Origin of the sequence: Metabacillus sp. KUDC1714, assembly GCF_014217835.1 — a bacterium.
In the GTDB taxonomy this organism is placed as follows: Bacteria; Bacillota; Bacilli; order Bacillales; family Bacillaceae; genus Metabacillus; species Metabacillus rhizosphaerae.
Genome location: NZ_CP055263.1, coordinates 4,890,955 through 4,903,415, shown reverse-complemented (window position 1 = coordinate 4,903,415; position 12,461 = coordinate 4,890,955). Strand labels below are relative to the sequence as shown.

The window sequence follows — 12,461 nt, the reverse complement described above, 5'->3', positions numbered from 1 at the left end:
TGAACGAACTGGCATTCATTCCAGTTTGTGCCATCTTTTTGAAATAAAATTAGGTTTTACATTAACTATTATAATAGGAGTGATGAATCAATGGAATATCGTTATCTAGGGAAAACGGGTTTACAAGTAAGTGAGCTTTGTCTTGGAACGATGACATTAGGTCGTGAAACGAGTGAAAAAGATAGTTTCAGCATTTTAGACCGTTATGTTGAAGAAGGCGGAAACTTTATTGATACTGCCGATGTCTATACTCGTGGTGTTTCTGAAGAAATCGTCGGTAAGTGGTTAAAGGACCAAAATCGTGATGACTATGTTGTTGCAACAAAGGTTCGTTTCCCTATGGGTGAAGGACCGAATGATGTTGGTCTGAGCAGAAAACATATTATCTCCGGTGTTAAAGAAAGCCTACGACGCCTTGGAACCGATTATATCGATCTTTATCAGGTTCACGCATGGGATCCTCGAACCCCTTTAGAAGAAACGTTAAGCACGTTAAATGATCTTGTTCGTGAAGGCCTTGTACGTTACATTGGAGCAAGTAACTTTAAAGGCTGGCAACTTCAAAAAGCAATAGATTTAAGTAAACAAAAAGGTTGGGAACAGTTTGTTTGCCTACAACCTCAATACAATTTGCTATGTCGGGCTACCGAATACGAATTAATTGATGTTTGTGAAAATGAAGGATTGGGGGTCATCCCATGGAGTCCGCTTCGCGGAGGTTGGTTAAGCGGGAAGTTTACACGTGACATGGTTAAGCCTCCAGAAAATTCTCGTATATCTGTTGCTGAAGAAAAAGGTTATAGTGAGACATGGGATAAGTATAATAACGATTTTACATGGAATTTGTTAGATACGTTATATAGTGTTGCAGAAGAAGCGGGTAAGACTCCGGCTCAGGCAGCAATCAACTGGCTTCTAAACAGTCGAGGGGTTACGGCCCCAATTATCGGTGCACGTACAATGGAACAGCTTGAAGCTAACTTAGGTTCTGCTGGATGGTCTTTAACAAATGATCAACTAGAACGTTTAAATAAAGCGAGTGAATTGTTTGTTAGCTATCCTTATGATATCGATGCAATAAATCAGCGCACTAAAGGCAGAGAGTAAAGGGACGAGGGATAGGTTTGATCTGCCCCAAAAAAATTAGACATTTATATTAAGGCTAATACTGGGCATGAGTTCGATATTCAACTGGACTCATGCCATTTAATTGTGTAATTCCTTCTTCTTTTTGTAGTGTACTTTGATATTATGTCATTTTGTAATGCCAACCCTGATCTGAATGAAGAATAGGGTTGTCTTCTTCTTTTAGGTGTTTAATTGCCATATCTAACATTCTGTGATTACAGGTATGGCAGTTATGGCGTTAAGAATTTATATCGTGTACGATTTGATGGAGAAGAGCTGTTTAAGCAGCTCTTTTTCTTAGTACATTAAATACTTCAGAAACAACCCCTGTCATTTTTTTGGATAAGAGTATGTTTCTGTTCGATTGTTTTTATCTCTTACTTTTATTGTGATAAATGGCATAACTGGCTTCTACTTAATAGATGGAACGCTGAATGACGGGAAACTGTCATGTTCCTGTGGAGTGATTGGCTTTTTTCCTTTCAAGGTTTAATGATTTTAATAGTGTTGCAAATTTAGTATTGTCCATAATGTCTTTTAAAGACAAAAAGTATCCCACCCTTTAGCGTTGGAGAGAAATAGGGTCAGTGTATGCGATTTGCTACTGAGTCAAGCATAAATAAGTGGTATCATAATAATATGAGGAGGGCTATGCGAATGGATACGATAATTTTTGACGTCGATGATACACTATATGATCAAGCACAATCTTTTCATAAAACGGTAAGGAAGCTGTTTCAAGAGCCATTTTCAAACGAAGAAATTGATCAATTATATAAAGCTAGTCGAAAGTATAGTGAGATTTTATTTGATCAAAGTGAAGCGGGGGAATTATCAAAATTTGAATGGCAGACAGGACGAATTATAGCTGCATGTAAGGACTTTAATATTCCTATGGATACTGAAAAAGCAGCTATTTTTCATGAAATGTATGTTGCCGAACAAAAAAACATTAGATTGTTTCCGGAAGTTGAAGAACTACTAAATGCACTTTACAAAGAAGGAAAACAGCTTGGGATTCTTACCAATGGTGAGGAAAAACATCAAGCAATGAAAATAAAGCAGCTCGGCCTTACTCACTGGATTCCTGTAGAAAGGACCTTTATTTCTGGAACGATTGGTCATGCAAAACCGAAAAGAGAAGTGTTTGATTTTATTGAAGAGAAAATGGATCTTGACCAAACCAAAACGGTTTATATTGGGGACAATTTTGAAAAAGATATTATCGGGGCAAAACAAGCAGGCTGGCAGGCGGTCTGGATGAATCATCGAAAGAAAAATTTACCACCCAATGCTACCTATAAACCAGATAAAGAAGTACATAGTGCCAAAGAATTATTGGATTTATTTGTAAAATAGACACTAAAAAGTCAGGTGCTTTACCTGACTTTTAATTTCCCATATTTTACTAGGTAATAAATCCATTATTTCAACCTCAGATTTTTGTAAGACTTCAAGCAATAACTCAAACAGCTTAACCCCATCGATTAATTTAAGATCAAGTCCCTAAGCAAATTGTTTCGTAACACAATCTACATAAACGAAAACACCAAGATCGCTAATAGAGGCAATAAGATAATGAAATAACCAATAGGATTACCAAAGTTAAGGGACCAACCAACACCAAACCGTTTTTCAACAAAGATGGATGGATCTTGTCTATTAAAATAAATGAGACCACCTTTCCAATCGGAATCATCGTCGAAATCAGCAATATTTTCTTCAGTGTCAACAACATTATGTTTATCTGAACGACCTACTTTTATGGCAAAAGTTATTGTACCGACTAAGACCACAATAAGGAAAATGATCGGTGTTGCCAACATCGTGGCTCCTGCAAATAATTCAGGGTGGATCGTTTGTAATTGAAAGAAGCTAAACATTACGGTGAGTAAGAAACTGACTAATAACATCAACCAGCTTGAATACTTACGTAATGTTAACTGCCTCATACGAGAGGCACTTGTACTAGTTGCACTTAATTTAATCCCAGATTTTTTCGTCCCAACATGGATACCTAAGAACATCAATTGCATCATTAAAAGTGTCAAGGGCATTAAAATTGCTGAAACTGGCGTTTTTTCAGTAAAAGCATCAGCTTCACCATCGATACCCCAGTGAGTTGGAATTTGTTGTGGTAGAAGGTCGTATTGTAGTACGGTATATCCAATCACCCCAAACGTAATGATGATTGGTAATAAATAGATAGACCAAGGAAGCATTTCATCCTGAGAACGTACTGATAAATCTGTGATTTTAACTTGTTTTAGATTTTCTGCCCAATTACTTTTCGTCTTTACTTGAAGGGTTTTCGCATGAAAGTAAAAATAGAGAGAAAGGCTTAACAGAATGATTCCAAACTGAATAAGCGTACCAACAAGCACAGTTTGTTCTTCGGTAGGGGAATTAAATAATGCCCAAAGAAGATAACCAGCTAAGGCAACAAAGGAAAAGAGGGAAACTAGCAATGTATATTTCTTTTTAAAGGATTTTAACGTTTCGTTATTTACATACATTTCAGGGACCGTGATTCCAAAGATTACTGTTCGTTTCACTAAGTAGGGTACTGCAGTTTGGATCCCCGCCAAAATAATCGCGATCATAAGAAAAATGGCTAACGTCATCTTGATTCCTCTTTTTTTGCTATTCTTTAAAGCTCTTGATAATTGAACTGACAAGGTCTTGGATTTGCTCCTCCGTCATACCGACAACAAGCGACTCAGCGATTAGTGGTTTAAAGATATTTCTTAGATTTTTAAGAGTGGTTTCACTAAAATCTAGGGGAGAAGAGATTATAGCTCCGGATTTTGGAGCGATTTTAATCATGCCTTTTTGTTCTAGTTGGTGATAGCTTTTATTCACTGTGTGCATATTGACACCAAGGTCTGCAGCAAAAGCTCTTACAGAAGGCAGAGCTTCGCCAGGAAGAAGAGAACCCCTAGCGATGGCTTCCACAATTTGATTAGTAATTTGCAAGTAAATTGGAATATCGGAGTCGGGTTCGATAATAATATACAAATTTTTACCCTCCAATCTGTTATATATATATTATAACACATCTGTTCTACCTTATCTATAACAAAGTATGGAAGGGAGAGGGCATACTTTTATTACAGTAGTAAGTTGCAATTGCAATTGATTATGAATACGATTTGTATGTGTTTTCAGTAACAAGAACTTTTAGATTTCCTGCAACATATTTGAGTAAAAATAAATAGTAAAATATTAAAAAGCTAGAACTTTGGTAGGGATTGTTGTATATAAGGGGGAAGTTTATAAAGTTCTTAAAAGTATTTGTAGAATAATTGGGTATTTAAAGTTTATTCTTTTTTGCAGGGATCTGGATTTGTACTCTTGAAGGTAATAATGATGACAATAATGTAAACAAGTATTTACTTAGAAATTAGTAGAGAGCACATATATGTATGAACCGATTTTACACAAGATATTTTTTGTGCCTAGTGGACTTATGTAAGGATCCTTACTTAACTTAAAGAGTTTTATTTTTACGTATTTGTATTATTTACTATTGATATTTAAAAAACAAATGAAATGGGCTGATTGAATAGTAACTCTTTATTACGTAGTGGACACATACTGCGCAATAAATATGATGATTATTAGGTGACTTTGTGAAACAATGTACTTAAGCTAAACCAGCTAATAGTTTGTCAATATTTTTCATTAAAAACTTAAAATATCTCATGTTATACTAAAAATATGCATGCCAAATAACCCTCCATTAGTCTAATTTTGGAAGGTTTTGTGTTATTTAGTTAGATTTAAGTTCTAAGCTATATCTTGGAAAGTAGTTTTGTTCTTTAAAAGGGCAAATATCCAATGTAAAAGCTTATTTACGCATGCTATTACGGCTACTTTAAAAGGCTTTCCTTCATCACGTTTCTTGTCGTAAAACTCTCGCATTCTCTTGTTTCGTGGGATGATTTCATCAGTTGTTTTCTTTTTACGACAGTCACGAATGGCACAACGAACTGCCATATATAAGGCGTGACGAAGCCTACTGGAACCTCTTTTGGTGATTCGGTTTTTGGTGGCTGTAAACTTACCAGATTCGAATACACTAGGATCAACTCCAGCGAAAGCTACGAGCTTTTTAGGATCAGTAAATCGATCTATCTCTCCAATTTCTGAAATGATTGTTGCCGCGATCTTTTCTCCTATACCAGGGATAGATTTGATAATATTATATTCTTCAACACCTTTAGCGAGGGCATCTATCTCGGACTCTAACTTGGATAGGTGCTCTTTGTATTGAAGAATGATATTGATATACATACCTAGACTTAAAATATGGCTTTGATAAACGGTCTTTTCAAACGGATTTCGATTTGCTGCAGCCTTGAGCTGAGTAGCTTTTTCTTTAGCCCATCGATGGGAACGACTTTTACATAACTCAGCGATTTTGTCGGCAATTGTTTCTTCACTTGCCTCTAAAATATCTTCAGATGAGGGAAACTCTGAAAGAGTTAATAGTGATACTACCGAATATAAGTCACCAAAAACACCTCTGTACTCAGGGAAGACCTGGTCCAGAATCGCTTGAAATTGTAGCTTTGTTTGAATCAATACACCAGTAATATTTTCGTGCTGTCTTGTAAGATTCCGAAGGTTTAATAGCTGCACACCACGCTTCTTATACGGCTCTAAATCCTCCTTATAAAACAGCTCGCAGAGATGGTAAGCATCTATCGCATCTGTCTTTACTTTCCGAAGACTTGAACTTTTAGCCTTATAAGAAATCAATGGATTAATGATTATCATTAAATACCCACGGTCCTCTAAGTATTGAACAACAGAGGAATGATAATGTCCTGTCGCTTCTAGAACAATAGGTGGTCTCTTACCAGTTTCTCTCTTAACCACCTCCAGAAACTCTACAAGTAAATCAAGACCTTCTATAGTATGAGAAACTTTAAAATTCTTACTGTATGGTTTGCCTTTATCTAAAAATGCCTGAACTTGACTTTCCCCTTTTGAAACATCCAGACCAATGACTGGATTCATTCTAAAATCTCCTCCTAAACTAGTAATTTGCCAGTAACCCCTAATCCTCCATGCAGTATCACAGCTTCGCTTGTTATACGAGATCTAAGTCCCAACCAGCCTCAATCATGTTTCTACAAGTAGGGGGCGAACTGTTTAGCTGACGGGGTCAAAGCCCCACGGGCAGTTACGTTCTACCCTGGCTACTGATATAATAAGACCAAAATAAATAAGGTCAACCAGAAATATTTAGCATTCTGGTTAACCTTATAATACGAACGGGCAGTTTACTTTTAGAAGGAGTACTTTAACCAACCCTAGAATAAATAACAAATTGAATTTTTAATGTAGTCTAACGGGTGCTTGGGAATAAGATGATTGTCACTGCGGCGGTTTTTTTCTTATCCACTAAAGTGCAGTTTAACGCAGCCTCAGGATTAAACTTATGTTCATTTTGGATTTTAGTCTAATCTCAGTATAAAGAACGCTAACCGAAATGATTAACGTTCTATACATGATGGATGAGAACATGCAGGTGGCGGAGATCTGGTGATCACAGTATTCGATTCAAAAAAACGATCTCTGATTATGCGAAAGCACAGACGCTTTTAAAGTAAGACTGAACGATACGATTACCAGGGTCAGTCACAGTGTTTTAATATAGAGTTGGAGTCGGAGGAGAACAATGGAAGTTAACAATATCTCTTAAAGCAACCGAATAATTATTCCATCTTCCGCCGAAAAACCTATATCCATAAACTCTTGATTCCCCGACAGTCGTCAAATAAAACCAGAAATTGTCTCCGTTTCTAAGCCACAAGTACGTAAAACGATACAAACAATTTTGAAGACCCAAGGGACTCAGGGCAGATGGCATTTGTCGTGTATATACCATAATTCGAGGTTCACTCCTTATTGAAATTAGACTTATATCCAAGTTTATGTTCAGGGTCAAAGATTGGATTGGATGTATGCCTAGTAGCCCACCTAAATTCAAATATGATTGAAGTAGCTTATATGAAATTGTTTAAGGATAGGCAACTATTTTTATTGAGAACGGTATCTCTAATCCAAAGGAAATTATGAACAGTTTAAATAAGCCCTGGAGTTGTTCAACTAACAGGTGCAATACTTCAATAATGAATGCTTTTATTCATCAAGCTACATAGCAGGATTGTTGAACAAGAAAATCAAATAAGGTAATTGTAATGTTTGATGAACAATGTAAAAAACGGGGGATTCTATTGAGAAAAACCAAAATACTTGCTTGGACTGAAGACTGGGGAAAATCATACAGTCAAGAAGAGAAAATATTGAAAGAAGTATTTATAGATGAAATAGTTGATATTTTTCATATTGGAAGTACCTCTATACCAACAATAGGTTACGCGAAGCCGATAATAGATATTTTAATTGTTGTAAAGGATATTGAAAACGTTGATTTATACAACAATGAAATGCTGGAATTGGGATATGAACCGAAAGGTGAGAATGGAATTGTTGGAAGAAGATATTTTCCAAAAGGAAAAGATAATAGAACACATCATCTACATATCTTTCAAGTCGGAAGTGAACACATAAAAACCCATATAGATTTTAAAGAATACTTGCTAAAGAACCCTGTGGAAGCTAAAAAGTATGGAGAATTGAAAATCAACTTAGCAAAACAGTTTCCTAACGAGCATCATAATTATCAAGATGGAAAGCAGCAGTTAGTAAATGAAATAGCAGATAAAGCGAAAAAATGGGCATCACGGAGAAGATTTTCTTCTTAAAGTAACGGTTTCTTAAGTTGAATTGTAGGGTTGCTGCGGCAGCCTTTTTCTTATTCGACTAACTGGCAGTTTAGTGGAAGAAGGAAACTTATATAAAGGTATCGAATTTACAAGCGGACTGGAGATTATACAAAATTTATATAAGGGAGTAATTCCAATGAAGGAAAAAATATTGAAGTACATAGACAGTAATTTTCCTAACCTAACCAGTGAAGTGCATCTAAGGTTTGAACTAGGTGAGCCATATGAAAACGGAACTATTGAAAGAATAAATCAAGTTGTTACAAGAGTTACCACTTTATTTGAAGAAGTGTTCAAGCCTGATGATTTTATTTATGTTTATATTAAAGATTGGGAAGTAAAAGAGGATATTATGTTTGGAAATACCACTCCAGGATACGTGTATGATTTATTAAGTAACCTAAATACAGAAGAGGAAACTTTGTTCGATATTGATGAGGATTATGATGATATAACGGGTCAAACAATAGAAATAAAGAATGAATACAAAGTGAAAGTTGTATACTCACAATTAAAGTCTATTACCTACAAGGATATACTTGAAGGAATAGGAAATTATGAGTAGGGAAGAGAACCTTCTATTGGACAATCTGTTTACTTTATTAGCACCGAAAAAGACATAATATTTCATATGTACGATGATAGAGGTTGTTCAATACTTTCTAAAGAAGTTGAGCAATTGGTACATTTGTATCAAAAATATAATAATTGGTTGGTTGATTATTGGCGTGATTATATTGATAGCATTTTCAAGAAATCATAATCTTTTTTATTAAGCTACCATGAAAATTAACTTCTGTAATAAAGTGAAAAAGGCAATACTGAAGAAGACGCAGCTCATTCGTTTTTTTAAAAAATAGGAGAGCGCCAATTTCATTGATCTATGGTAATAAATTGGACTGGATTAAGAAGCTTTAGGTTCTTCGAGCGTAACGGTGTATCCTAAACTTTCGAGTCGTCTCAGCGAATGTCTAACAATTGATTGTTGTCTCTGCTTATCAAAGTAGTCTTCTCCTAAGTCTACATACATTTCTTTTCGGGTTAAGAGATAATAAGAGATACGTAACATTGCGTGAGCGACTACAATACCAGCACGTTTCTTGCCTTTTCGTGATGCTGTACGCCTATACAGTGCTCCAAGATAGTTTTTGGATCCTCTTACTGAATGAGCTGCTTCGGTTAACGCCGATCTTAAATACTTATTTCCTTTTTTAGTTTTGGCGGATTTTCTTTTTCCGGCACTTTCGTTTTGCCCAGGAACTAATCCTGCCCAAGAACACATATGGGCTGCAGTAGGGAATTGTTTTTTTACATCAGTCCCAATTTCAGACAGGATTTGCTCAGCCATTCTGGTCGCTATACCAGGAATAGAATCCAAGCGTGCCACATCTTCATGATTAGAACTGACTCTTTCTGCAACCTCCTTATCAAGCATTTCGATTTGCTCAGTCAGAAAATCAATATGACCTAAAATGGTTTTTAACATGAGACGTTGATGTGAATTGATATAGCCTCTTAGGGCGAGTTCCAGCTCTTCTTTCTTCTTTTTCATAGTGCGTCGTGCAAAGTTTGCTAGTTTTTCAGGATCCTCCTCACCATCAGCTATGGCATCGAGCATATCACGAGCCGAAACACCCAGAACGTCGGAAACAACAGATCCCAATTTAATGTTTGCACCTTCTAACACCTTCTGGATTCTGTTATGTTGTCTGGCTCGCTCTTCAATAATACTTCGGCGATAGCGAACTAGCTCACGCAGTTCACGTTGATTTCGATCTGGAATATAACTTGCTTTGAGTAGTCCGTGGCGAAGAAGCTTGGCAATCCATTCTGCATCTTTCACATCTGTTTTGCGTCCTGGAACTGCCTTCATATGTTGGACATTCACCACTAGAAACTCAATATCCTCAGCCTCTAGTAAATTCACAATAGGTTTCCAATAAACACTTGTGCTTTCCATGGCGACATGGGTACAGTTATGTTGTTTAATCCAGTCAACCAACTGTAATAGAAATACAGTTTTAGTAGAAAACGTTTGAATCTCCTTTCCTTCAGGTGTCATAATACAGGCAGTAATATTGTCCTTATGGACATCCATACCGCATGCTCTTTCAATGACTACATCCATTGAAAACATCCTTTCTACGGCGATCACTATAATTAGAGGCTGGTGCAACAACCAGAATAGGATTAATCTACCATGTGTGCTTCCCGTAAGGGAGCGACAGTCAGTGGTGCACCGTGGTCGGTGGAGTCAGACTAACGGATGGGCTCTAACGCACCAGGTTCAGCGACCTTCCTCTCCCAGCCGTAGAATCAGTATTGACGGTTAGGGACCATTTTCATTCTCTGTGGTGAAGCGCTGATTTTTGCGCTTCATGGATGGCTAACGGGGCAGATTAGTTGAATAAGAATAGAGATAACGAGATGAAATTTTATCACAAATTGTTGTCAATATTTAACGAATACTTTTTTGTTTAAAAGTCTTGCTGACAGGGTAATTAAAATTGAATTTCGCATCAAGGCGAAGGTGATAATAAATGGAATTTTTACAAATGGCGAGAAGAAGAAAGCGGTACAATGTAATAATCAAGGGGAATTATCAGGAAGAACAGGCTGTCATAATAACATATTCTACTAAGGAAATGAAAAGCTTAGTACGGAAACTATATAAGCACATAATTATTGATGAAAAGGGGTTACCTTCAAGAGAAATTTTTATCGAGACAACAGAACTAATATAAAATAGACTGTGTCTTTTTTTTGCCCTATTAATAAACTTATGAAAAATGAAAATAACCAATCTCTTGTTTCAGAGGTATTTAACCAATAGAAAAGCCGTGGCTTCAATCCTCCAACCATTTTTATTATAACACTAAAAAGTTTATTGTTTATGGGGATAAGTACAAAGTGGAAGGTATTTATTCAACTAACGAGGCAGTATAAAATTGGAAGGATTTACCTAAGGTATACAGAATATATATTTAACGGCTTTAAGATGAGAGGATGCTAAAAAAGTTTATGAGGAATATAGAAGATACGCTAATATTTAACCTTGTTGTAATTTGCCTATTCTTATTTGTGTTGATATGGTTGTTTGTTATTCATTCCCCTATAGAAATTGCTTCTATAATTAAAGGGTTTAATTCCAGCCTTCAATGGTCAAAGAAGTTGGTTGGACTGTATGCAATATATCTTATTGAATTTTATATCATTATCCTATTTTGGAGCTTAGTACTCTCAAGCATCAATAAAGTTGTAAAAACTATTTATACAGAGTTAACAGTACGGTTTATTAGAAAAAAAAGGATACTTATAAAGTTAATACGATTTTATTATGGTTTTAATAAGATTTATCATTACCTTGAAAAGGGAACATTTCGAACTAGATATAGATATTATAGGGCTGACTACAATCTTATTCACTATCTTACGGCTCCCACATTAACTGAGAGGATAAAATCTTTTTCCCTTTTTCCTTTCTTGTTTTTTAAATCTATTGGTTCGATATTAGCAGTTGCATTGACAATTTTTACATTGTATTATTCTTACATACTTGATGGTATAGAAACAATAAATCACCAATGGTACAATTTATTTTTTTCACTTTGGAATAACGTTTTTCCGAAATTATCCGCATTTGTTGTATTTATTTTAATAATTTTTTTATGGTACTTTGTGAGTAGTTATGGTGTTACAAAAAGGGCAATCGCTCAGGCAAATAAAAAGCAATTAGAAGAAGTTGTTAAATTATTTAGAGAACTTGAAAAACCAGTTATTGATATCGTTATTGAAGGGTCAAAGAATTTAGAATATGCTTTGAATTGTTATGATTCAATTTATGAGTTTTGGACATTAAAAAAATTTAACACACTTCCTACAGAATACCAAAAATTGTTTACAAGTTTAGGAATAGGCGACTATGATGATGATTATTTATTTAGTGATATTACAGCATTAAATGATTTGATTAAAATTCTGAAAGTAATGAATAATTCGGAGAATAGGATGTTTGCTTTATGGTTTGCAAATTATCGATTTGAGTTAATAGAATTTAGAAGTATAACCAGTAGATCAGTTAATGAATTAGAATATTATGAGAGATTGCTGTTTACAAAAAAAGGGTTTGATAAAATGCCTGATGTAAAATACTATCAACACTTTATGAAAATAGACGAGGAAAGTATAAGAAAAGAGCTTGCTAATAATCAGGAAAGGTTGAATATGTATATTATTAAAGGGTTAGAACTTATATACGCCTTTAATAGATATATTGAAGCAATTCATAAAATACTTCATATGGATTCAGACAAAATAGGAAGGGTAATTAGACAATTAACTGGTAAGGAATAAATAAAAAACTATTTATAACAATGTAATTTATTTTGTTTTACAAGGGGAAAATGTGAACTATTGTACTTAAAGTAACGGGTGCTTTACTTCAATAAGGGGTAGAGCATTTTTTCTTCTTCCACTAACGACGCAGGTTAGTGTAAGAAGTGATGTGAAAATAGATATGTTGAAAATTGAAGG

At 35.2% G+C, this 12,461-nt stretch carries 9 protein-coding genes and 1 pseudogene; 6 read left to right on the top strand and 4 right to left on the bottom strand.

The window, feature by feature from the left end; translation table 11 throughout:
• The first annotated feature begins 90 nt into the window (after nt 1-90).
• Nucleotides 91-1,107 carry an aldo/keto reductase gene (locus HUW50_RS22590; RefSeq protein ID WP_185653345.1) on the top strand — a complete coding sequence of 339 codons (1,017 nt, stop codon included), beginning with the start codon at nt 91-93 and terminating at the stop codon, nt 1,105-1,107.
• A 678-nt stretch (nt 1,108-1,785) separates the two neighbouring features.
• Nucleotides 1,786-2,487, top strand: a complete 702-nt coding sequence (locus tag HUW50_RS22585; protein WP_185653344.1) for an HAD family hydrolase — start codon at nt 1,786-1,788, stop codon at nt 2,485-2,487.
• A gap of 173 nt (nt 2,488-2,660) precedes the next feature.
• On the opposite strand, the gene HUW50_RS22580 is transcribed toward HUW50_RS22585, so the two are convergent.
• The 3 genes from HUW50_RS22580 to HUW50_RS22570 form a co-directional block, all read right to left on the bottom strand.
• The gene (locus HUW50_RS22580; protein ID WP_185653343.1) at nt 2,661-3,752 is read right to left on the bottom strand and encodes a DUF1648 domain-containing protein; all 1,092 of its coding nucleotides are present in this window, start codon (nt 3,750-3,752) and stop codon (nt 2,661-2,663) included.
• Between the two features lie 19 nt (nt 3,753-3,771).
• Nucleotides 3,772-4,146, bottom strand: a complete 375-nt coding sequence (locus HUW50_RS22575; RefSeq protein ID WP_185653342.1) for a GntR family transcriptional regulator — start codon at nt 4,144-4,146, stop codon at nt 3,772-3,774.
• Nucleotides 4,147-4,917: 771 nt separating this feature from the next.
• Nucleotides 4,918-6,153, bottom strand: a complete 1,236-nt coding sequence (locus tag HUW50_RS22570; RefSeq protein ID WP_185653341.1) for an IS110 family RNA-guided transposase — start codon at nt 6,151-6,153, stop codon at nt 4,918-4,920.
• 1,223 nt (nt 6,154-7,376) lie between these two features.
• On the opposite strand from HUW50_RS22570, the gene HUW50_RS22565 reads away from it, so the two are divergent.
• Nucleotides 7,377-7,907 carry a GrpB family protein gene (locus tag HUW50_RS22565; protein ID WP_185653340.1) on the top strand — a complete coding sequence of 177 codons (531 nt, stop codon included), beginning with the start codon at nt 7,377-7,379 and terminating at the stop codon, nt 7,905-7,907.
• Nucleotides 7,908-8,064: 157 nt separating this feature from the next.
• Nucleotides 8,065-8,691: pseudogene (locus HUW50_RS22560) on the top strand (DUF3885 domain-containing protein).
• A gap of 141 nt (nt 8,692-8,832) precedes the next feature.
• On the opposite strand, the gene HUW50_RS22555 reads toward HUW50_RS22560, so the two are convergent.
• Nucleotides 8,833-10,056, bottom strand: a complete 1,224-nt coding sequence (locus HUW50_RS22555; RefSeq protein WP_185653339.1) for an IS110 family RNA-guided transposase — start codon at nt 10,054-10,056, stop codon at nt 8,833-8,835.
• Between the two features lie 412 nt (nt 10,057-10,468).
• Here HUW50_RS22555 and HUW50_RS22550 point away from each other — a divergent pair, with 412 nt between their 5' ends.
• Nucleotides 10,469-10,672, top strand: a complete 204-nt coding sequence (locus HUW50_RS22550) for a hypothetical protein (protein ID WP_185653338.1) — start codon at nt 10,469-10,471, stop codon at nt 10,670-10,672.
• Between the two features lie 277 nt (nt 10,673-10,949).
• Nucleotides 10,950-12,281, top strand: a complete 1,332-nt coding sequence (locus tag HUW50_RS22545; protein WP_185653337.1) for a hypothetical protein — start codon at nt 10,950-10,952, stop codon at nt 12,279-12,281.
• Nucleotides 12,282-12,461 lie beyond the last annotated feature (180 nt).

Coding starts and splice junctions, on each gene's coding strand:
- HUW50_RS22550 (WP_185653338.1), top strand. CDS start 10,469: ATGGAATTTTTACAAATGGCGAGAAGAAGAAAGCGGTACAATGTAATA.
- HUW50_RS22580 (WP_185653343.1), bottom strand. CDS start 3,752: ATGACGTTAGCCATTTTTCTTATGATCGCGATTATTTTGGCGGGGATC.
- HUW50_RS22545 (WP_185653337.1), top strand. CDS start 10,950: ATGAGGAATATAGAAGATACGCTAATATTTAACCTTGTTGTAATTTGC.
- HUW50_RS22590 (WP_185653345.1), top strand. CDS start 91: ATGGAATATCGTTATCTAGGGAAAACGGGTTTACAAGTAAGTGAGCTT.
- HUW50_RS22555 (WP_185653339.1), bottom strand. CDS start 10,056: ATGGATGTAGTCATTGAAAGAGCATGCGGTATGGATGTCCATAAGGAC.
- HUW50_RS22585 (WP_185653344.1), top strand. CDS start 1,786: ATGGATACGATAATTTTTGACGTCGATGATACACTATATGATCAAGCA.
- HUW50_RS22570 (WP_185653341.1), bottom strand. CDS start 6,153: ATGAATCCAGTCATTGGTCTGGATGTTTCAAAAGGGGAAAGTCAAGTT.